We start from the raw sequence: 21,606 nt of genomic DNA, 5'->3' as shown, positions 1-21,606 counted from the left end.
ATAGCAGGGACCGGCTGTACCCGGGCCCCGAACCGCGAATATAAACCTGCTTACATGAGGTGTAAATCGCGCTTCTATCAGGGATTTCCCTGATAGCAGGTGTAACGCGTAGCGCACTCGTATGCCAAAAGTGACGGAGAGAGTCACTTTTATACTTATCGATGAATTACGGACGCTTCCCGGAAACCTTTAGCTGGCGCGGGTTGTGGCGGAGTCGCCGGTCTTTTCGTTCCGCGATGTAACGGTAAGTGCTACACGAATCACAAAAAAGCATCAACGGATTAAATAGAGCAAATCCTCTAGGCCCAGCCCCGCAGGGGGTTCGTCAACGCTTGTAAAACTTTGTTACTCTCCCGCCTGAAGTATTCCCCTTCTCTCCTGGCAGAGACGACCAAACCGGGCAGCCGGGCAGCGTTCTTCACTTTTCTGAAACGCCTGTCCGCTGCAATCATGTCGTCATGTCCCTGCACCGGCTCCGAGAGCGAATGTTTCAATTCTCGCCGCGATCAGGCTGCACCGGACGTCACTTTTAGTGCGACGCCGCTCAACATGCCTGGTCATCGGACCGTTGTCAGCCGCCAGAACCCTCGCGGGCTCTTCCGGAGAAGTTGTGAAGAAGGAAATCAAGGCTCCCAGACCCAGCAGAAAGCTGCAGCAGTTGCAGTTCGCCGCGCACAGCGCCAGCCGTGCCGCGGTGGTCGTGCATCTGTCGAATGGCACACGCCTCAGCGGCATCGTGCTGGCGTCGGACAATTACATGATCCTGCTCGGGCGTACGGCCGAGGATCCCACCCCGACGCTGATCTACAAGCGCGCCATCACCGTGGTGACGCCCGCCCACGCGTCGACCGACACCGTGGCGATGCTGGACGCCGAGGCGTCGCCGGATTTCGTGCGCATCTTCATTCCGCGCACCCGCAAGCGCCGCTGAGCCCCCGGGCCGGCGGGCCGGGCCACCAGTTGGCCGCCTGCCATGCCGCGTCCATATCTATATATATAGAGGGCCACAACGGGCGGGATTGCCCAGCGTGCATCCGCCATACACCAGATCGGGCTACGCCCGCAACTCGCGCAAAAGTCACTCTAAAGTCTTCCCACCCACGGTCGATAACCTTTGCAACGGAGGCACTCTACGCCCTGCACTGCAGGCAGCCAACGTTACGGCACCCGCCGGAATGCCTAAAACATTGCAAATAGGAGTCGTACCATGGCGCAAGTCATCAACACCAACATTCTGTCGCTGCAAACGCAGAGCAACCTGAACACGTCGCAATCGTCGCTGAACAGCGCGATCCAACGTCTGTCGTCGGGCCTGCGCATCAACAGCGCCAAGGACGATGCTGCTGGTCAAGCCATCGCCAACCGTTTCACCGCCAACATCAAGGGCCTGACGCAAGCTTCGCGTAACGCCAACGACGGTATCTCGATCGCTCAAACGACCGAAGGCGCGCTGAGCGAAGTCAACAACAACCTGCAACGTGTCCGTGAACTGTCGGTGCAAGCCGCCAACGGCACGAACTCGTCGTCGGACCTGAAGTCGATCCAGGACGAAATCAAGCAACGTCTGTCGGAAATCGACCGCGTGTCGGCTCAGACCCAGTTCAACGGCGTGAAGGTCCTGGCCAAGGATCAAAACATGTCGATCCAGGTTGGTGCCAACGACAGCGAAACGATTTCGATCGCCCTGAAGCAAATCACGTCGAAGACCCTGGGCGTTGCCGGCTTCAGCGTTGCTGGCCCGCAAGGCGCCACGACTGCCATCGACAGCACGGCGGCTCAGGCTGCCCTGGGTTCCGCCACCCCGGTGACGGCCGCTTCGGCTGCTGGTGTTGCCAACGCCGACATCCAGCGCGCTCTGGGCCTGGGCACCGGCGCTTCGGTGAACTCGCAATCCGTCGTGTCCGACTCGAAGGGCAACTGGTTCGTGCAAGTGAGCATGAACGGCCTGACCGCTTCCGACGACGCCGCTCTGAGCTCGAAGGGCTTCGCTGGCAACGGCACGGCTACCTCGATGACGATGTACATCGCCGTCAAGCCGAGCGACGCTTCGGTCACCGGTTCGACCGCCGGCTTCACGCTGACCGGTTCGTCGCTGCAAGCTTCGGACTTCCAGCAAGCTGCCACGACCAACCCGCTGGCCACGCTGGACAAGGCCCTGGCAACGGTTGACAACCTGCGCTCGAGCCTGGGTGCTGTGCAAAACCGCTTCGAGTCGACGATCAACAACCTGAGCACGACGGTGAACAACCTGTCGGCCTCGCGTTCGCGCATCGAAGACGCTGACTACGCAACGGAAGTGTCGAACATGACCCGCGCGCAGATCCTGCAACAAGCTGGTACGTCGGTTCTGTCGCAAGCGAACCAGACCACGCAAAACGTGCTGTCGCTGCTGCGTTAATCGCCGCGCCGCAAGAAACCGGGCCGCAAGGCCCGGTTTTTTTGCCGGAGTGTTTTGCAGGCAGACCACTGCCTGCAAAGCATTTCAACCGTAGTGTTCTTCCTGCCCTACTGGACGGAGCTGACCATGGCATCCACTCAACCCGTTTCCATGCCGGCGGCACGCATTTCCGCCGAACCCGCGGCCGTTGGCCCGGCACCCTCCGTGCCGGCCCTGGCCGCTGCCGCCGTTCGTCCGGCGGCTGCCGCCCAGAACATGGATGCCCATGCCGGCTCGGGCGATACGCCGCCCAGCATGACGGCGGCGGTCGAGGAGCTGGTCGACGTGCTCAAGACCACGTCGATCGGCCTGCGGTTCGAGATCGACGACACCACCCACCGCGTGATTACCAAGGTTGTGGACAAGGAAACCGGCGAGCTGATCCGCCAGTTGCCGAGCGAGGAGGTGCTGCGCTTTGCGCGCGCCATCGACAAGCTCCAGGGGCTGTTCGTCAGCCACGCCGTCTGATTCACCGCAAGCCCAATCAGTTGAAGCGATAACAACAGGTAGAAAAACATGTCCGGAATCTCCTCCATCGGCATCGGCTCCAATCTCCAGCTGCAGGACCTGCTCGACAAGATCCAAACGAACGAGAACACCGCGCTCGACCAGATCAACACCGAGGCCACCAGCTACCAGTCGCAGCTGAGCGGCTACGGCACCATCAAGAGCGTGCTGGACGCCTACTCGGCCGCCGCCAAGACACTGGCCACCGCGTCGACGTTCGGCGCCGTGAAGGCAGCGGTGGGCAACAGCAGCGTGCTCTCCGCCGCCACCAGCACCACCGCCGTGGCGGGCAGCTACAGTATCAACGTGACCTCGCTGGCCCAGGCCCAGAGCCTGGTGTCGAAGCAGGTGGCAGACCAGACCGCCGCAGTCGGCGCGGGCACCATCACGATCGACTTCGGCGCCGACCTGGCCACCGGTGGCACGCCGACCAGCACCAAGACCGTGACGATCGGCTCGGACACGTCGCTGCAAGGCATCCGCGACTCGATCAACAAGGCCGGCATCGGCGTGACGGCCAGCATCATCAATGACGGCAGCGGCACGCCCTACCGCCTGGTGCTGACGTCGGACAAGACGGGCACGCAGTCGCAGATGCGCGTTTCGGCCGACAACAGCGCCGTGAACGACATCGTAGGCTACGATCCGGCCCTGGCCACGCAGCCGAGCGGCATGCAGGAGAAGGTCAAGGCCGCCGACGCCGCGCTGACCATCAACGGCATCGACATCACCAGCCAGAGCAACACGGTGTCCGAAGCCGCCCAGGGCGTGACCCTGACACTGACGGGCACCGGCACCACCAGCATGAGCGTGACGCGTGACGACGCGTCGATCAAGAACGCCGTGCAGGGCTTTGTCACCGCCTACAACAACGTGCTGACGGCCGCCAAGACGCTGACGGCCTTCGACACCACCTCCGGCACCAAGGGCGCCCTGAACGGCGACAGCACGCTGCGCAACATCCAGACGCAGATGCGCGCGATGCTGACCACCCCGATGTCCGACGGCAAGGGCGGCATGGTCACGCTGTCCGACATGGGCGTCGAATTCAGCCTCGACAGCTCGAACTCGGGTTCGCTGAAGGTCAACGACGACAAGCTGACGAAGGCCATCGCCAACAACCTGACCGGCATGACCGCCTTCTTCTCGGGCACCAACGGCGCGTCGGGCATGGGCAAGACCGTCACCGACTACATCGACGGCCTGAACGCCACCGGCGGCGCGCTCAGCGCGGCCACCGACAGCCTGACGACGACGCTGAAGGACCTGGAAACCAAGTACAGCGCAACGCAGGACCGCATCACCGCCACCATGGACCGCTACCGCGCCCAGTTCACGCAGCTGGACCTGGCAGTTTCGCAAATGAACCAGACCAGCAGCTACCTGACGCAGCAGTTCTCGGCCCTGACGTCCAGCAGCAAGTAAGAATCGGAGTATCGCCATGTTCGCGCGCCAAGGTATCAACGCCTATGCCCAGGTCGGTGTCCAGACCGGAGTGATGAGTGCCAGTCCGCACAAGCTGATCGTGATGCTGTACGACGGCGCGCGGTCGGCCATCGCCCGGGCGAAGTTCCATCTGGAAAACGGCGAGCTGGAAGCGCGCGGCAATGCGATCTCCAAGGCCATCAACATCATCGACAACGGCCTGCGCGCGGTGCTGGACCACGAGGCCGGCGGGGAAGTCTCCGCCAACCTCGAATCGCTGTATGAATACATGACGCGTCGCCTGATGCTGGCCAACCTGCGCAGCGACGCCGACATGCTGTCCGAAGTGGACGCCCTGCTCGAGAACCTTTCCTCGGCATGGGCTGCCATCGATCCGGCCGCACCCGCAGACGCCACGCCGGCAGACCCGGCGGCGGCATCGACACCCGTTTTGCAGGACAACTGATGATGTTCGCCATGTCCCCCATCGTTCGCAGCTACGAAGAGCTCCTGGTGCTCTCCGAGCAGATGCTCGACGCCGCACGCGCGTCGAACTGGGATGCGCTGACCGATCTGCAGAAGGTCTATATGGCCGAAGTGGATCGCCTCCGCCAGCTCGACCACAGCGCGCCGTTCACCGATAACGAGCGCCTGCGCCGCTTCCAGCTGCTGGAACGCATCCTGGCCTACGACGCCCGCATCCGCGACCTGACCATGCCGCGCCTGGCCGAACTGGGCGCCCTGCTCAACAATTCGCGCCGCAAGCTCGAACTCTCCGCAACCTACGGCGCCATCTGATCGCGCGCCCTCCGGCTGACGGAGAGAGCGGCGCGACGCGTATCGCATCCGCTCCTATCGCTGACACGCGTCCATGACCGGCATCCAGATTCCTTCCAGCCTGATTCCGCATCAGGCCCCGGACCCGCAGCTATCGCGTCCCGCGCTGGCCATCGACAAGCTCGCGGCGCTGATGCCGGTGCAGGACGTGTCGCAAGGCGACGTGCAGTCGTCCACCGGCGAAACCGTCCAGGCCCGCCAGCCCAACGCGCTGACGCCGGGCGGTGCCGATCCGCCCCTGGCCGGCCAGACCACTTCCACGCGCGAAACGCTGAGCTTTGCCGCCAAGGCGATCCTGGACCTGTTCGAGGCCGGCGACGCCGCGCCCGCGCGGCCGAACTCGCCGCTGCTGGCCGCATCGCCATCGGGCCAGCCTGGCGCGGCGCAGGATCTTGCCAGTGCGCTGGCACGCTTTGTCGACCAGAGCGGGCTGTTCTATGAATCGCATCTGACGCAATGGGTGATGGGCCAGCGCCCGTTGTCCACGCTGCTGCAGGAACCGCAGGCCGCGCTGCGCAATCCGGCCCAGACCCAGGCTTCGCCGCCGCAGGGCCAGCCGGGTTCGGCCTCGCCGGCCGCGCCGGCGCCTGCCGCCCTCCTGCCGTACGGCGGCCCCGCGGCACCCAGCGCACTGCCGCCGCCCAGCGCAACGATCCTGGCCGAACTGACGCGGCCGGTCATCTACCCGCTGTCCACCGGCGTGCCGGCCCAGGGTGCGCACCCCCAGCCGCATGCCGGCAACACCGCGCAGAGCCCCGCCAATGCCGCCACGGCACCGCAGACCCCGCAGAGCCCCGCCGCCGAGCAGCGCCTGGCCGCGCATGCGTCCGCCGCCGCGCATGCCTATCAGGTGACCGCCGAGATTTCGCACCAGGGCCATCACATCGCCCAGGCCCAGCATGCGGCTATCGTCGCCAGCTGGAACGCGCCGGACGGCACCGGACCGGCCCAGGCGCAGCCCGACGCGGGCCCGCCGATCCATCCGTCCAGCGAGGGTGTCGTGCGCCAGCAGCTCGAACTGCTGGCCTCGCAGCAATTCCGCGCCACGATCGACGCCTGGCCGGGCATGCCCGTGGATTGGGAAATCACGCGCGAGCATGGCCGCGAGGCCGGCGGCGGTTCGGCCGAACCGGCCACCTGGAGCACCCGCCTGCGCCTGAACCTGCCGGCGCTAGGCAGCGTGGATGCCGTGCTGACACTTGGCGCGCAGGGGCTCGAGGCCCGCTTCGTCGCGACCGATTCCGATGCCGCCGCGCGCCTGATCCAGGGCCGCGCGGATTTCCGCACCCAGCTGGAGGCGCGCGGCATCTCGCTGCTGAACATGAACGTGTCGACGCAGGACACCCCGTCGACGCCTACTGTCATCGCCCTGCCAGCATGAGCGACCACCCGTCCGATCGCGGCGCCGCCGTCGCCCTCTCCTACCAGACCAACGACAACGCGCCGCGCGTGGTCGCCAAGGGCTACGGCATGTCCGCCGAGGCCATCATCACGCGCGCCCGCGATGCCGGCGTCTACGTGCATGGGTCGCCGGCGCTGGTCAACCTGCTGATGCAGGTGGACCTGGACAGCCAGATCCCGCCGCAGCTGTACGTCGCCGTGGCCGAACTGCTGGCGTGGCTGCACCGGATGGACGACGGCGCCTCCCCTCTCGCGCTCCCCACCATAGGCCCTGCCGCCAGCCCCGCCTGACGCGCCTCCAGCGCCACCCGACGCCGGTCCTCGTTGAAATAGCGCCAAATCCGCCCGGTTTTCCGGCCGCTAGCGCTGGACGCCTCTTGTTAATGTGCTCGCATCCGTCAGCCCGTGGCTGGCACAGCCTCAATACCAGAGCACGACGTCATGAACAAGAAGGTAACGATGGACCCGACGAGCCGCGCGCTACAGGCGGCGTGGGGCTCGTACTATGAGGGCAAGTATGCGGACGCGCTCAAGCGCGCACGGGTAGCGAAGCGCGGTGCCGCTGGCACGCTTCCCGAACCCTACTATCTGGAAGCCCTCACGCTTTCCGCAATGAAACAGTACGCCGAGGCTCGCGAGCTTGCCAACGCCGGCCGGCGGCGCTTTCCCCAGCATCCCGGCTTCGGCGGACTGCTGGGCACCGTGGAAGTCAACCTGGGCAACTACCGGGCAGGCATCGAGATATTGCGTGAAGTACTGAAAGTGCAGCCCAACGCCGGGCACCTGTGGCAGGTCCTTGGCAATGCGCACTTCACCATCGCCGAGTACGAAGAATCGCGCATCGCATGCGAGCGCGCGGTCGAACTCCTGCCTAACGACGCCGCGGTCGTCGGCAACTATGCCGCCGCGGTACGGGAATCGGGCTCCACGCTCGAAGCCATCCCCATCAACCGTCGTGCCATTGCGCTGGATCCGCTGCAACGGGTCAACCGGGCTAATCTGCTGTTCTCCCTCCTTTATGACGATCGAATCGGCGCGGACGAACTGCGCCGCGAAGCCACCGACTGGGCGGAAACACTGGCGCGGACGCCGGTGAACGCACCGCCGCTGCAACCCAGCGAGGGCAACCGCATTCGCATTGGCGTGCTGTCCAACGACTTGCGCCGTCACGCCTGCGCGTACTACCTGATTCCGCTGATCGCCAACCTGGATCGCACGCGCTTCGAGGTGCATCTGTTCTCGCTTTCTGGCGTGACCGACAACGTCACCCTGAAGATCCGCCAGTACGCCGACAAGTTCCACGACGTCCACAACATGAGCGAGGGAGCGGTGGTCCGTGCCGCGCGTGCACAGCGTTGCGACGTGATGATCGACCTTGGCGGCTATACCGGCGCCTCGCCGCTGCAGTACATGGTGCACCGCCTGGCGCCGGTCCAGCTGGCCTGGCTGGGCTATCCGAGCACCACCGGCATGAAGGAAGTGCAGTACCGCGTCACCGACCTGATTGGCGACCCGCTCGGCTTCGAGCCCAACTACACCGAGACACTGCTGCGCGCGCCGCTGTTCTGCGCCTACCATCCCCACATCGGGGACCCGCTTGCCATCTACGAGCCCAAGTACCGTGTTCAGCCAACGCCGGCGCTGGAAAACGGCTACATCACGTTCGGTTCGTGCAACCACATCGCCAAGCTGGGACCCAAGACCATGCGCCTGTGGAGCGCCGTACTTGCGAAGTGCCCGACCAGCAAGCTGCTGGTTGAAGCCTCGGGCCTGGATCGCGAGACCGTGGCCACCATGCTGAAGAAGCGCATGACCGAGTACGGCATCGATACGGATCGCGTCATCCTGGTACCACGCGACAGCGCGAACCAGTATGTCATGTACAACCGCATCGACATCGCGCTGGACACCGCACCGGTGACCGGCGGCACCACCACCTGCGACACGCTGTGGATGGGCGTGCCACTCGTGACCCTGGCCGGCGACACGTTCCATCAGCGCGTTTCGGCGCCGTTCCTGCACGTCACCGGCCTGCAGGACCTGATCTGCGAGACCGAGGAACAGTACGTGGACATAGCCTGCGCGCTCGCGTCGGACATCGAAGGACTCAACGCCATCCGCATGTCGTTGCGCGACCGCGTTGAGAAGGGCGTCATGTGCGACGCCGCCGCGTTCGCCGCCTGGTTCGGCGAGCAGATTACCGAGATCACGAAGGACTTTAAGCCCACGCCGGCCGGCGCTGCAGAGCGCGAAGATGGTGTCTTCTTCGGCGGGACCTGGTTCCGCAGCGAGGACCTGATCCTGTCCGCGGCGGCGCACCTGCATGAAGGCGACTACATAAAGGCCCGCAACCTGCTGGAGAACTTGACGTCGACGTGGTATCGCCACTGGATGGTGGCGTTTGGGCTCGCGATGATCAAGTACCAGGAAGGCAAGTGCGACGACGCCATCGAACTGCTGATTGAGGCCATCGGCATGCGCCCCTACGGCCTGCCGCTGTACCGCCTGCTGGCCCAATGGCTGGATGAGACCGGCCTGGAAAAGTCCGGCCTGGCCGGGCTGTTGCGGGATCAGTTCGGCCTGACGCTCGACGTGCTCGAAGCATCGCCCCCGCCGTCGGTATTCGAAGTCCTGGGGATCGACCTGGGAGCCGTGATCGAGAAAAGCCGTAACGCGGCACAGCAAGAAAGCGAGGCAGTCGCATGAAAGCCGTCATCCTGGCCGGTGGCTTCGGCACCCGCATCTCCGAGGAATCGCACCTGCGCCCCAAGCCGATGATCGAGATCGGCGGCAAGCCGATTCTCTGGCACATCATGAAGATGTACTCGGCGCATGGCGTCAACGACTTCGTGATCTGCCTGGGCTACAAGGGCTACATCATCAAGGAGTACTTCGCCAACTACTTCCTGCATATGTCGGACGTGACGTTCGACATGTCCGAGAACCGCATGGAAGTTCTCTGCCGCAAGGCAGAGCCGTGGCGTGTCACGCTGGTTGACACCGGCGAAGACGCCCAGACCGGGGGGCGCCTGCGCCGGGTGCGCAACTACCTGGCCCCTGGCGAGACATTCTGCTTCACCTACGGCGATGGCGTGTCGGACATCGACATCACCGCGGAAATCGAATTCCACCGCCGCCATGGCCGCTGGGCCACCGTGGCCGCCGTACAGCCGCCCGGCCGCTATGGCGCGCTGGAGCGCACCGACGAAGGCATGGTGCACGGCTTCTCGGAGAAGCCTCGCGGCGACGGCGGCTGGATCAACGGCGGCTTCTTCGTGCTGCAACCCGAAGTGATCGATCTCATCGAGACCGATGTCACGCCGTGGGAGCAGGAGCCGATGAAGGAACTGGCGCGCCTGGGCCATCTGCTGGCCTACGAGCATGGCGGCTTCTGGCAGCCGATGGACACGCTGCGCGAAAAGACCCAGCTCGAGGAACTCTGGCAAAGCGGCAAGGCGCCCTGGAAGTGCTGGTAATGGATCAATCGTCGTCCTGCTTCGCGGGTCGCCGCGTGCTGGTCACCGGCCACACCGGCTTCAAGGGGTCCTGGCTGTCGTTGTGGCTCGCCCGCCTTGGCGCAAAGGTCACCGGCTACGCGCTGGCGCCCGATGGCAAGGCAAACCTGTTCACGCTGGCCGACGTCGCCGCCGTTCTGGATACGCATGTCGTGGCCGACGTGCGCGATGCACGAGCCATGCGGCAGACGGTTGCCGACGCGCAGCCCGAGATCGTGTTCCATCTGGCCGCACAGCCGCTGGTGCGCGCAAGCTATCACGACCCGGTGGACACTTGGTCCACCAACGTCATGGGCACCGTGCATCTGCTCGATGCCGTACGGCAGTGCCCGTCGGTGCGGGCAGTCGTCGTGATCACCACCGACAAGTGCTACGAAAACCGGGAATGGCTCTGGGGCTATCGCGAGACCGACGCGCTGGGCGGCCACGATCCGTATAGCGCCAGCAAGGCCGGCACCGAGATTGTGGCCGCCAGCTATCGCAGCGCGCTTCTGGCCGAGCGCAATGTGCTGCTGGCAACCGCCCGCGCCGGCAATGTGATCGGCGGCGGTGACTGGTCCGTGGACCGGCTGATTCCCGACGCGGCACGCGCCGTTGCCGCACGCGCCCCGCTGCACATCCGCAACCCGAACGCCACGCGCCCTTGGCAGCACGTGCTGGAAGCCCTGCACGGCTATTTGCTGCTGGGCTCTCGCCTGCTGGCCGGTGACGACACTTGCGCCACGGCGTTCAACTTCGGGCCCGCGCCGTCCGACAACCTGCCTGTGGAGCAGGTACTGCGCCGTCTGCAACCGCACTGGCCCGGCTTGCGCTGGGAAGTGGAAGCCCCGATCGGCCACGTGCCCCATGAGGCCAACCTGCTTTACCTGGACGCCGCCAAGGCCCGCCAGGTCCTGGGGTGGGAGCCGCGCTGGACGCTCGACGAGGCGTTGGCGCACACCGCTCAATGGTACGCAGGCGTACAGCTTGATCCGAGCAGGGCACGCGCCCTGGCCGAAGCCCAACTTGATTCTTTCTGCTCATGACGAACGCCTGCACTTCGCACGGTTCCTGCCGCAGCTGCGGCGCCCCGCTCAGCCATACTTTCGTGGATCTGGGCCTGTCGCCGATCTCGAACCACTTCATTCGTCCGGAAAACGCGGCGCGGGGTGAGTTCTTCTATCCGCTGCATGCTCTCGTATGCGACCAGTGCTGGCTCGTGCAATTGCGCGACGTGGCCAGCGCCGACACCCACTTCCACGACGACTACGCGTACTTCTCGTCGTACTCGTCGTCGTGGCTCGAGCATGCGCGCCGCTATGTCCAGGACATGACGGGCCGCTTCGAAATTGCGGGCAAAAGCAAGGTCATCGAGATCGCCAGCAACGACGGCTACCTCCTGCAGTACTTCGTGCAGGCCGGCGTCACATGCCTGGGCGTCGAGCCGACGGCGAACACGGCCGCCGCGGCCCGCGAGAAAGGCGTGCAGACCCGCGAGGTTTTTTTCGGCCGCGAGACCGCCACCGCCTTGCGCGAGGAAGGCTGGAAGGCCGACCTGCTGTTAGGCAACAACGTGCTGGCACACGTGCCCGACCTGAACGACTTCGTCGGCGGCATGCCGATCGTGCTGGCGCCCGAGGGCGTGGTGACGATGGAGTTTCCGCATCTGCTGCGCCTGATCGAGCAGACCCAGTTCGACACCCTGTATCACGAACACTTCTCGTACCTGTCGCTGCTGGCGCTGCTGCCCGTTTTCGCACGGGCCGGGCTGCGCGTGTTCGACATCGCGCACCTGGGCACCCACGGCGGCAGCCTGCGTGTGTTCCTGTGCCATGAAAAGGCCAGCCACGCCACGACGCCGGCTGTGGCCGCCTGCCTGGACGCCGAGCGCGCCGCGGGGCTCGACACGCTGGAACCGTATCAGGCCTTTGCTTCGGCCGTCGCGGCGACCAAGCGCGACTTGCTGGCGTTCCTGATCGAAGCCCGCCGCGCCGGCAAGCGCGTCGCCGCCTACGGTGCCCCGGCCAAGGGCAATACGCTGCTCAACTACTGTGGCGTGGGTACCGACCTGATCGACTTCACCGTGGATCGCAACCCGCACAAGCAGAACACCCTGCTGCCGGGCACGCGCATTCCCGTGCTCGCACCCGAGGCTATCGACACGCAGCGCCCCGACTACGTCGTGATCCTGCCCTGGAACCTGCGCGACGAGATCGTCGGGCAACTGGCGCATATCCGCGAATGGGGTGGTAAGTTCGTAGTGCCCATTCCACGCGTGGAGTGCGTGTGAAATTCATCGCCACCGAAATCGCTGGCGTCTGCCTGGTGCAGCCCGAGCCGCTGCGCGACGAGCGCGGCTATTTCGCGCGGATGTGGTGTGCCGACGAATTTGCAGCGCAGGGGCTCAACCCCGCACTGGTGCAGTGCAACGTATCGTTCACCGCGCAGCGCGGCACCCTGCGCGGCATGCATTACCAGACAGCTCCGCATGCCGAGGCCAAGCTGATCCGCGTGCTGCGCGGGCGCGTCTATGACGTCCTGCTCGACCTGCGCGAAGGCACGCCCGGCTTTGGCCGATGGCAGGCATTCGAGCTGGACAGCGACGACGCAACGATGCTCTACGCGCCGGAAGGCGTGGCGCACGGCTTTGTCACGCTGTCCGACAACACCGAGATGTTTTACCAGATGAGCGCCGGATACAGCGCCGGGCACGCCGCCGGCGTGCGGTGGAACGATCCGGCATTCCAGATCAAATGGCCGTGCGACGCTCCCATGCTGTCGCCGCGCGACCTGCAGCACCCCCTGTGGAACCACCCAACTGATTGTGGAGACCTGTAATGATTCCGATGTTCAAACCGCTGATCGAGGCCGAAGAAATTCAGGCCAGCCGCGAAGCCCTGGAACTGGGCTGGCTCGGCATGGGCAGCTATGTATCCGCCTTCGAGGAAGAAGTCAAGAAGATCATCGGCAACGAGAACAAGTACGTGGCCGCCCTGAGCACCGGTACCGCCGGCCTGCACGTCGGCCTGCTGGTGGCTGGCGTGGGCCCGGGCGACGAGGTGATCGTATCGTCATTCAACTGCTCGGCGGACTTCCAGGTCATCACGCAAGTAGGCGCTGACATCGTGTTCTGCGACTGCGAGGACGATACGCTGTGCATTGACTTGAAGGCTGCCGAAAAGCTGGTGACGCCGCGCACGAAAGCCATCATCGTGATGGACTACGACTGCCTGCTGTGCGACCACGACGAAGTGGCCGCATTTGCCAAGCGCCACAACCTGCGCGTGATCCACGACGCCGCGCACTCCTTCGGCTCGTACTACAAGGGCAAGCCGGTGGGAAGCTTCTCGGACATCACCGTGTTCAGCCACGACCCGGTCAAGACCGTGACGTGCCTGGACGGCGGCACGATTGTCGTGAGCTCGCCCGAAGACCTGAAGCTCGTGCATGAACTGCGCCTACTGGGCATGCAGCAGCCGGCCGCGGTCATGTACAAGAACCAGCGCGCCTGGACCTTCGATGTGGAGCGCGTGGGCTACCGCTACCACATGATCAACATGCACGGTGCGGTCGGCCTGGCCCAGATCCGCAAGCTGCCGGTCATCGCCGAATCGCGCCGCAACGCGTGCAAGGAATACAGCCGCCTGCTGGCAGGCGTGCCGAGGGTGCGCACGCCGAAGTCGAGCTTCGAGGAAGTGAACCCGTTCCTGTACTACATCCGCGTCCCCGAAGTCCACCGCGACAACCTGCGCGCATGGCTCAAGGAAAACGGCGTGGACACCGGCATCCACTGGCAACCGGGCCACTGGTTCACGCTGTGGAAGGACTGCAAGGCCGGCGATCTGTCCGTGACCGACCGCGTGGGCAAGGAGATCCTGTCTCTGCCGCTGTACTCGAAGATGGATCTGGCCATCGTGGCCGAGGTGGCCGCCAAGGTTCGCCAGTACTTCGAAACACAGGTGTGACATGACCCACCAGCCCGCCGGACAGGCGCTGATCGCCAGTATCAAGGCCAGCGCCGCGATGAATCGGATCTCGGTGTCGATTCCCGTGGGCCGCCCCGTGCGGGCGGTCCTGCGCCCCATTCCCACCCGCGAGGGTTGCATTTCGCAGACAGACCTGGAACTGCTCAGCGAATGGCGCAACCGCTACGTCAAGTCGTTCCTGACGGAGTTCGTCTCGCACGCCGCGCGTACCGAGCGATGGCTCGTCGATTTCGTCCACGCCAATCCGTCGAAGCTGCTGTTCATGGTCGAAGACCTGAATGGCAAGCCGCTGGGGCATATCGGCATCGACTTCATCGACTGGGAAACCGGCTACGGTGAAGCCGACGCCATCGTCAGCGGCGGCGAGTCGCCGCGCGGCCTGATGAAGGAAGCACTGCAGACCATGCTGCGCTGGGCCGACGACCAGCTTGGCCTGTCGCACCTGGCCGTTCGGGTCCGTTCGGACAACACGGCGCTGGAGTTCTACCGGAAGGTGGGATTCGTGGAACAGAAGCGCGTGCCGTTGAACGTCGAACGCACAGAACACATGGTGCGCTGGTACGAGGACCCTGTCATGAACAATGCCGCGGCCTCGCTGGTGTACATGGACTATCACGCCCCCGCATGAACCTCACTGGGACCCATCGTTCCGGACTGGTCAGCTACGTCAACGCGCAGCTGGCCAATTTCTTTCCGGATGGCGCCGATCATCGCGCCACGATCGACCGCTACCTCGACGATGCACTGGCTCGTACTGCGCGATGCGTGGATGCGGTTCGGATGTGGCGACCGGGCGAATTCAACTACCTGCATTCGAGTCAGTACTCCACATTCCTGTACTACCTGTCGAACTGCATCTGGCGCGACAACGGTGACCTGACTGTGGCGACCAAGCTGTTCGGCCTCAACAAGGCCCTCAACGCCATCGACCTCTTCTACGAGATCGAGATGCCCGAGGTGTTCCTTATCGGGCACTCGGTGGGCATCGTGCTGGCCAAGGCCACCTACGGCAACTACCTGGTGCTGTACCAGAACTCCACGGTCGGCAAGAACCATGGTGTCGCGCCGGTCATTGGCGACGGCGTGGTGATGTACCCGAATACGGCCATCATCGGCCGCAGCCACGTGCGCGACAACTCGGTGGTGGCGCAGGGCGTCAGCGTGCTCAATCGCGAAACGCCGGGCAACTGCCTGGTCTATGCCGGCCAGGCCGGCGACCTGGTCTGCAAGCCCGCCAGGGAACGCGCGGCGGAGGAGTACTTCCGCGTCTGAGCCCGGTCGTCGCAGCCGGAAACAGATAGCAGATAGCAAAAAGGCCATGCCGCTTGACGCGGGCATGGCCTTTTTGCCGTGGCGCGCCGCAGCGCGCCAGACGCGTACCGGGTGTCAGACCGGCATGTTCATCATTTCCTGATAGGCAGCCGCCAGGCGGTTGCGCACCTGCACGGTGGTCTGGAAGGAAATATTGGCCTTCTGCATGTCGATCATCACGTCGTTGAGCGACACGCCGGGCTTGCCCACTTCGAAAGCCTCGGCTTGCCCGTAGGCGCGTTCCTGGGTGGCGTTCAGGCGTTGCAGCGAGCGTTGCAGTTCGCCGGCAAAGCCAGCCGTGGCGGCCGAAGCCGCCTGGGACGAGGTGGTTCCGCCGCCAGCTACCTGCGCCAGGCCGCGCAGTTGCTGGAGCATGCCCTCGATGGAAGAAATGGTCATGGCACGTACAGGTTGGTCAGTCGGGACAGGATTAATGTGACGAAAACAATACACGCCATCCTGTTTCAGCCCTCGCACTGTACTGGCGGCCCGTCTTTGTCCAAAGGCTGAAATCGGCTGGAAAACATCGCCTATTCAGCCGATTGTTCAGCGCCCGTCTGCCCGATCATCGCTACCGTGCCGGATCTGGCGGATCGACGGGTTCTTGTCTCGCCGCCTGAGTCCATGGAATTCAACTATCGCGGGGAGTGCGCGTGTTTTTTCAGCAGCGTAAAGTGAGCCGTGCCGAGATGATTAACGGCAGCGAAGGCCAGAGTGGTAAGGGCAGGGAATGCCCGGCCAAGCCGGAGACGTGCGCATGAACGCGGCCGCCACCCTGCCGAACGGCGCGGCCCTGGTCGAGAAGCTCAAGGGCAATCCGCGCCTGCCCATGATGCTGGGCGGCGCGGCACTGGTTGCCGCCATTGCCGTGGGCGTCATGTGGTCGCGCCAGCCGGACTACAAGGTGCTGTACACCAACCTGTCCGAGCGCGACGGCGGTGCAGTGATCCAGTCACTGCAGCAGATGAACGTGCCGTACAAGTTCGCCGAAGGCGGCGGCGCCGTCATGGTGCCGTCCGACAAGGTTGCCGAGACGCGTCTGCGCCTGGCCAGCCAGGGCCTGCCCAAGAGCGGTACCACGGGCATGGAACTGATGGACAACCAGAAGTTCGGCATCAGCCAGTTTGCCGAACAGGTGAACTACCAGCGTGGCCTGGAAGGCGAGCTGGCACGGTCGATCGAGTCGATCGGCGCGGTGCAGTCGGCCCGTGTCCACCTGGCCATCCCCAAGCCCACGCTGTTCGTGCGCGAGCGCCAGAAGCCCACCGCTTCGGTGGTGCTGCAGCTCTACCCGGGCCGCGCGGTCGATGAAGGCCAGGTGGCCGCCATCACGCACCTGGTGTCGTCGAGCGTGCCCGAACTGACGCCGAAATCGATCTCCATCGTCGACCAGCAGGGCAACCTGCTGTCTGGCAGCAACGATCGCTCGATGGACGCCACCCAGCTCAAGTTCGTGCAGCAGGTGGAACAGAGCTACGTCAAGCGCGTGGAATCGATCCTGGCCCCGATCCTGGGCAAGGAAAACGTCCATGCCCAGGTGACGGCCGATGTCGACTTCTCGTCGGTGGAACATACCGACGAAAGCTTCAAGCCGAACCAGGACCCGACCAAGGCCGCGATCCGCAGCCAGCAGACCAGCGAATCGAACCAGCAGGGTGGTTCGGCCGTGGGTGGCGTGCCCGGCGCGCTGTCCAACCAGCCGCCCGCCGCCGCCGTGGCCCCGGTGACCACGCCGCAGCCGCCGCGCCAGCCCGGCCAGCCGAACCCGCCGGCCCAGGCCCAGCCCAACCAGGCCACGCAGACCGCCGAGAAGACCGGCCCGAGCAGCAACCGCCGCGACGCCACCACCAACTACGAGCTTGACCGCAGCGTGCGCCACGTGCAGCAGGCGCCGGGCGGCGTGAAGCGCCTGTCGGTGGCCGTGGTGGTGAACTACCGCAGCAAGGTCGACGCCAAGGGCAAGCCGGTCACCGAGGCGCTGTCCGCCAAGGAACTGGCCCAGATCGAGAACCTGACCAAGGAAGCGATGGGCTTCTCGGCCGAACGCGGCGATTCGCTCAACGTGGTCAACAGCCCGTTCACGTCCGACAGCAAGACGGAACCGGAACTGCCGCTGTGGAAGCAACCGCAGATGATCGACCTGGCGAAGACCGGCGTTGGCTACCTGCTGCTTGCCCTGCTGGCCGTGTTCCTGTGGTTCAAGGTGGCCCGTCCGGTGCTGCGCAAGTACACCGCACCGGCTCTGCCCGCCACCACCGACGCCATGGAAGCCAACGCAGCCGAAGCCGTGCTGCCGCCGCCGGAAGAGGAAACCAATCCGGAAGTGCTGCGCCTGGCCGCGAAATATGAAAGCGATCTCGCCCTGGTGCGTGACGCCGCGCAACGCGACCCGCGCCTGGTCGCCAGCGTAATCAAGACCTGGATGGCAAATGACGAAGGCTAACGCTAGCAAGGGAGCGCCCGAGAAGGGCCTGCAGAAGAGCGCCATCCTGATGATGGCGGTGGGCGAGGATTCGGCCGCCGAGGTGTTCAAGCACCTGTCGCCGCGCGAAGTGCAGCAGCTGGGCTCCGCCATGGCAAACCTGTCGGCCGTGACCCGCGAGGAAATGGCCGAGGTGCTGGCCGAGTTCCGCGGCGAGACCGAGCAGTACCTGGCGCTGAACGTCGATTCGAGCTCGTTCATCAAGAGCGTGCTGAACAAGGCGCTGGGCGAAGAGCGCGCGCTGTCGGTGATCGAGGACATCCTGGAATCGCGCGACCCGGGCGGTGGCATCGATTCGCTGAACTGGATGGAAGCCAATACGGTGGCCGAGCTGATCAAGGACGAGCATCCGCAGATCATCGCCACGATCCTGATCCACCTGGACCGCCAGAAGTCGTCCGAAGTGCTGGGCTTCTTCACCGAACGCCTGCGCAACGACGTGGTGCTGCGTATCGCCACGTTCGGCGGCGTACAGCCGGGCGCGCTGCAGGAACTGACCGACGTGCTGACCAAGCTGCTGGCAGGCCAGAGCCTGAAGCGCAGCCGCATGGGCGGTGTCCGCACGGCGGCCGAGATCATCAACCTGATGAGCACGGCCCACGAGGAAGCGGTCATCGACGGCGTGCGCACGCACGACGCCGACCTGGCACAGAAGATCATCGACGAGATGTTCCTGTTCGAGAACCTGCTGGAAGTGGACGATCGCGGCATCCAGCGCGTGCTCAAGGAAGTGGCTACCGAATCGCTCATCGTCGCGCTCAAGGGCGCGCAGCAGGAACTGCGCGACAAGTTCATCCGCAACATGTCGACGCGTGCCGGCGAAATGCTGCGCGAGGACCTGGAAGCCCTGGGTCCGGTGCGTGTGTCGCAGGTCGAGGCCGAACAGAAGGCCATCCTGCAGGTGGTGAGGCGCCTGGCCGAGGCCGGCGAAATCCAGATTGGCGGAGGCGACGATGCCTACGTTTGAACGCGGCTTTGCCGCAGGCCGCGGCCCGGGCCGCGGCGATCCCGGATTCTTCGGCGCGCCTGGCGCGGCGCAGGGCTCGGACAAGCTTTCCGGCGGCCTGTCGGGCGGCCTCTCCGGCGGGCTCACCAATGTCCACCGCAGCGACGAAGGCTTCCAGGGTTTCGAGCCGCCCGTGCGCTCCAGCATGGGCGGCGACGCCTGGAAGCGCTGGCAACCCGAATCGCTCGATCCTCGCGACGCCCTGAAGAAGGTGCTGGCCGCGCAGTTGCCGGTCGAACCTCCGCCCCCGCCCCCGATCGACTTTGCCGCGCTGGACGCGATGCGCGACGGCGCCCGCAAGGAAGGCTACGCTCAGGGCTACACCCAGGGCCAGACCCAGGGCTACGGCGACGGCCACCGCGAAGGCTATGCCCGCGGCCTGGAATCGGCCCGCAGCGAAGCCGCACGCCTGCAGGAACTGGCCGGCAACTTCCGCGACGCGCTGGGCCGTGTCGATACGGACATCTCCGATGCGCTGATTTCCCTGGCGCTCGACGTGGCACGCCAGCTGGTGCGCAAGACGATGGAAATCGATCCGGCCGCGCTGGTTCCGGCCGCACGCGAACTGATCAACGCCGAGCCGCCGCTGTCCGGCGCGCCCTGCCTGCTGCTCAACCCCGAAGACGTGACGCTGGTGGAAACCCACCTGAAGGGCGAACTCGAAGCCGCCGGGTGGACGCTGCGCGCCGATGCCGCCGTGGCACGCGGCGGCTGCATCGCCAGCGCCGCCAGCGGCGAACTGGACGGCTCGCTGGCAACGCGCTGGGAGCGCGTGATCAAGGCCCTGGGCCGCAACGATCCGTGGGAGCCCCCGCATGCATGAGCCCCAGGCCACGGCGCCCGACACCGCTTCAGCCGCAGCCCATACCGGCCGCTGGCGCGATGCGCTGGCTACCGCATCGTCGAACATCGCAGAGATCGACAGCAAGCGCGCGTGCGGCCGTCTGACGCGCGCCGCCGGCCTGGTGCTCGAAGCCGTGGGCCTGCGCATGCCCGTGGGCAGCGATTGCCTGATCGAACTGCCGGGCGGCCAGCATTCGCATGGCGGCCCGCGCACCGCCGAAGCCGAAGTGGTGGGCTTTGGCGCCGACCGCCTCTACCTGATGCCGCAATCGGACGTGGCCGGCCTGGTGCCGGGCGCCCGCGTCTATCCGCTGGAACCGTCGCCGCTGCCCAAGGGCGTGAGCGCACCGCGCGAGCCGGGTTCGAAGCGCCTGCCCGTGGGCGATGGCCTGCTCGGACGCGTGCTTGACGCGGCCGGACGCCCGCTTGACGGACTTGGTCCGATCACCGCCGCCAGCGAAGTGCCGCTCTCGGGCGCGCAGATCAACCCGCTGATGCGTGCCCCGATCGAAACGGTGCTCGATACTGGCGTGCGCGCCATCAACGGCATGCTGACCGTTGGCCGTGGGCAACGCATGGGCCTGTTCGCAGGCTCCGGCGTGGGCAAGTCCGTGCTGCTGGGCATGATGGCCCGCTACACCAACGCCGACGTGATCGTGGTGGGCCTGATCGGCGAACGCGGCCGCGAAGTAAAGGAATTCATCGAGAACATTCTCGGCGAGGAAGGCCGCAAGCGGTCGGTGGTGGTGGCCGCGCCGGCCGACTGCTCGCCGCTGCTGCGCATGCAGGGCGCCGCCTACGCGACGCGCCTGGCAGAGTATTTCCGCGACAAGGGCCAGCACGTGCTGCTGATCATGGACTCGCTGACCCGTTATGCGATGGCCCAGCGCGAGATTGCGCTGGCAATCGGCGAACCGCCCGCCACCAAGGGTTATCCGCCTTCGGTCTTCGCCAAGCTGCCCACGCTGGTGGAGCGCACCGGCAACGGCCCGGAGGGCGGTGGCTCGATTACCGCCTTCTACACCGTGCTGACCGAGGGCGACGACCAGCAGGACCCGATTGCCGATTCGGCGCGCGCCATTCTCGACGGCCACATCGTGCTGTCGCGCAGTCTTGCCGAAGCCGGCCACTATCCGGCCATCGACGTGGAAGCGTCGATCAGCCGTGCCATGACCGCCTTGATCGAACCGCCGCAGTTCGCCTCCGTACGGCGATTCAAGCAGTTGATGTCGCGCTACCAGCGCAATCGCGACCTGATCAGCGTGGGTGCCTACGTGCCCGGCAACGATCCGGAGCTGGACCTCGCGATCCGCCTGCATCCGCGCATGGAGGCATTCCTGCAGCAGGACATCCACGAGCGCGCCGACTACGAGGCGTCGATTGCCCAGCTGCATGCGACCATCGGAGCAAACTACCATGGCTAAGACTTCGCCGCTGAACACGCTGGCCGACATCGCCCAGGACAACACCGACAAGGCCGCCCGCGAACTGGGCCGCCTGCAGGGCCTGCGGACACAGGCCGAGCAGCAGCTCCATGCGCTGACCGAGTACCGCCACGAGTACCGGGCGCGCATGCAGGCCATTGCCGCCGAAGGCATGACGTCCAGCCGCTGGCAGGATTTCTCGCGCTTTCTCGACTCGCTGGACCATGCCATCCGCCAGCAGACCGCCGCGCTGGACAAGGCCGAGGCCGACCTGCTGGCCGGCCGTGCCAACTGGCAACAGCAGAAGCGCCGGCAGAACTCTTTCGACACGCTGATCACGCGCGCCGAAGTGCGCGAACAACAGATCGCCACGCGTCGCGAACAGCGCGCCAACGACGAATACGCGGCCCGCATTGCCCGCCAGCCGGCGAGCGGCCACAACTGACCTGCCAA

Annotated in this window: 22 protein-coding genes; 21 read left to right on the top strand and 1 reads right to left on the bottom strand. The window is 65.4% G+C overall.

Annotation, left to right across the window (positions count from 1 at the left end; all coding sequences use genetic code 11):
• Positions 1–610 precede the first annotated feature (610 nt).
• The 16 genes from ACOABP_RS26055 (at position 611) to ACOABP_RS25980 (ending at position 15,359) form a co-directional block, all read left to right on the top strand.
• Complete coding sequence (locus ACOABP_RS26055; RefSeq protein WP_474228572.1) at positions 611–931, top strand: RNA chaperone Hfq; 321 nt, start codon at positions 611–613, stop codon at positions 929–931.
• 276 nt (positions 932–1,207) lie between these two features.
• Positions 1,208–2,398, top strand: a complete 1,191-nt coding sequence (locus ACOABP_RS26050; RefSeq protein WP_474228570.1) for a FliC/FljB family flagellin — start codon at positions 1,208–1,210, stop codon at positions 2,396–2,398.
• 126 nt (positions 2,399–2,524) lie between these two features.
• A complete protein-coding gene (locus tag ACOABP_RS26045; RefSeq protein ID WP_066741997.1) occupies positions 2,525–2,905 on the top strand; it encodes a flagellar protein FlaG in 381 nt (126 codons plus the stop codon).
• 48 nt (positions 2,906–2,953) lie between these two features.
• Positions 2,954–4,369 (top strand): flagellar filament capping protein FliD, encoded by a 1,416-nt coding sequence (gene fliD / locus ACOABP_RS26040; RefSeq protein WP_474228568.1) that lies wholly within the window; start codon positions 2,954–2,956, stop codon positions 4,367–4,369.
• A 16-nt stretch (positions 4,370–4,385) separates the two neighbouring features.
• Positions 4,386–4,835 (top strand): flagellar export chaperone FliS, encoded by a 450-nt coding sequence (fliS, locus tag ACOABP_RS26035; protein ID WP_474228567.1) that lies wholly within the window; start codon positions 4,386–4,388, stop codon positions 4,833–4,835.
• A gap of 2 nt (positions 4,836–4,837) precedes the next feature.
• Entirely contained in the window at positions 4,838–5,167 is a 330-nt protein-coding gene (locus ACOABP_RS26030; RefSeq protein WP_474230553.1) for a flagellar protein FliT, read from the top strand.
• 73 nt (positions 5,168–5,240) lie between these two features.
• A complete protein-coding gene (gene fliK, locus ACOABP_RS26025) occupies positions 5,241–6,587 on the top strand; it encodes a flagellar hook-length control protein FliK (RefSeq protein ID WP_474228565.1) in 1,347 nt (448 codons plus the stop codon).
• Positions 6,584–6,898, top strand: coding sequence for an EscU/YscU/HrcU family type III secretion system export apparatus switch protein (locus ACOABP_RS26020; RefSeq protein WP_474228563.1), 315 nt, complete (start codon positions 6,584–6,586; stop codon positions 6,896–6,898). The genes fliK and ACOABP_RS26020 overlap by 4 nt, the downstream gene beginning before the upstream one ends.
• 150 nt (positions 6,899–7,048) lie before the next feature.
• Positions 7,049–9,313 (top strand): O-linked N-acetylglucosamine transferase, SPINDLY family protein, encoded by a 2,265-nt coding sequence (locus tag ACOABP_RS26015; protein ID WP_474228562.1) that lies wholly within the window; start codon positions 7,049–7,051, stop codon positions 9,311–9,313.
• Positions 9,310–10,083 carry a glucose-1-phosphate cytidylyltransferase gene (gene rfbF / locus ACOABP_RS26010; RefSeq protein ID WP_474228560.1) on the top strand — a complete coding sequence of 258 codons (774 nt, stop codon included), beginning with the start codon at positions 9,310–9,312 and terminating at the stop codon, positions 10,081–10,083. Before ACOABP_RS26015 ends, rfbF begins: the two co-directional genes overlap by 4 nt.
• Positions 10,083–11,147 carry a CDP-glucose 4,6-dehydratase gene (rfbG, locus tag ACOABP_RS26005; protein WP_474228558.1) on the top strand — a complete coding sequence of 355 codons (1,065 nt, stop codon included), beginning with the start codon at positions 10,083–10,085 and terminating at the stop codon, positions 11,145–11,147. Before rfbF ends, rfbG begins: the two co-directional genes overlap by 1 nt.
• A gap of 62 nt (positions 11,148–11,209) precedes the next feature.
• Positions 11,210–12,391 carry a methyltransferase domain-containing protein gene (locus ACOABP_RS26000; protein ID WP_474228557.1) on the top strand — a complete coding sequence of 394 codons (1,182 nt, stop codon included), beginning with the start codon at positions 11,210–11,212 and terminating at the stop codon, positions 12,389–12,391.
• Positions 12,388–12,939 (top strand): dTDP-4-dehydrorhamnose 3,5-epimerase, encoded by a 552-nt coding sequence (gene rfbC, locus ACOABP_RS25995; protein WP_474228556.1) that lies wholly within the window; start codon positions 12,388–12,390, stop codon positions 12,937–12,939. Before ACOABP_RS26000 ends, rfbC begins: the two co-directional genes overlap by 4 nt.
• Positions 12,939–14,066, top strand: coding sequence for a DegT/DnrJ/EryC1/StrS family aminotransferase (locus ACOABP_RS25990; protein ID WP_474228554.1), 1,128 nt, complete (start codon positions 12,939–12,941; stop codon positions 14,064–14,066). The genes rfbC and ACOABP_RS25990 overlap by 1 nt, the downstream gene beginning before the upstream one ends.
• Before the next feature lies 1 nt (position 14,067).
• A complete protein-coding gene (locus tag ACOABP_RS25985) occupies positions 14,068–14,715 on the top strand; it encodes a GNAT family N-acetyltransferase (RefSeq protein ID WP_474228553.1) in 648 nt (215 codons plus the stop codon).
• Positions 14,712–15,359: an LbetaH domain-containing protein gene (locus ACOABP_RS25980; protein WP_474228552.1), complete on the top strand. Its 648-nt coding sequence runs from the start codon at positions 14,712–14,714 to the stop codon at positions 15,357–15,359. The genes ACOABP_RS25985 and ACOABP_RS25980 overlap by 4 nt, the downstream gene beginning before the upstream one ends.
• 114 nt (positions 15,360–15,473) lie before the next feature.
• Here the strand turns inward: ACOABP_RS25980 and fliE are convergent, their stop codons facing one another.
• Complete coding sequence (gene fliE, locus ACOABP_RS25975) at positions 15,474–15,797, bottom strand: flagellar hook-basal body complex protein FliE (protein ID WP_066741906.1); 324 nt, start codon at positions 15,795–15,797, stop codon at positions 15,474–15,476.
• Between the two features lie 358 nt (positions 15,798–16,155).
• Here fliE and fliF point away from each other — a divergent pair, with 358 nt between their 5' ends.
• Genes fliF through fliJ form a run of 5 tightly spaced genes read left to right on the top strand, consistent with a single transcriptional unit; the run spans position 16,156 to position 21,598 of the window.
• The gene (gene fliF / locus ACOABP_RS25970; RefSeq protein ID WP_474228550.1) at positions 16,156–17,841 is read left to right on the top strand and encodes a flagellar basal-body MS-ring/collar protein FliF; all 1,686 of its coding nucleotides are present in this window, start codon (positions 16,156–16,158) and stop codon (positions 17,839–17,841) included.
• Positions 17,828–18,847, top strand: a complete 1,020-nt coding sequence (gene fliG / locus ACOABP_RS25965; protein WP_474228548.1) for a flagellar motor switch protein FliG — start codon at positions 17,828–17,830, stop codon at positions 18,845–18,847. The genes fliF and fliG overlap by 14 nt, the downstream gene beginning before the upstream one ends.
• Positions 18,834–19,709, top strand: a complete 876-nt coding sequence (gene fliH, locus ACOABP_RS25960; RefSeq protein ID WP_474228546.1) for a flagellar assembly protein FliH — start codon at positions 18,834–18,836, stop codon at positions 19,707–19,709. The genes fliG and fliH overlap by 14 nt, the downstream gene beginning before the upstream one ends.
• Positions 19,702–21,153, top strand: a complete 1,452-nt coding sequence (gene fliI / locus ACOABP_RS25955; RefSeq protein ID WP_474228544.1) for a flagellar protein export ATPase FliI — start codon at positions 19,702–19,704, stop codon at positions 21,151–21,153. The genes fliH and fliI overlap by 8 nt, the downstream gene beginning before the upstream one ends.
• On the top strand, positions 21,146–21,598 hold the full coding sequence (gene fliJ / locus ACOABP_RS25950; protein WP_474228543.1) for a flagellar export protein FliJ: 453 nt from the start codon (positions 21,146–21,148) through the stop codon (positions 21,596–21,598). Before fliI ends, fliJ begins: the two co-directional genes overlap by 8 nt.
• Positions 21,599–21,606: the final 8 nt, after the last annotated feature.

It is taken from the genome of Cupriavidus sp. HE11, assembly GCF_056097175.1.
Note: the sequence above shows the minus strand (reverse complement) of the source record. Positions and strands in the feature narration are given on the sequence as shown.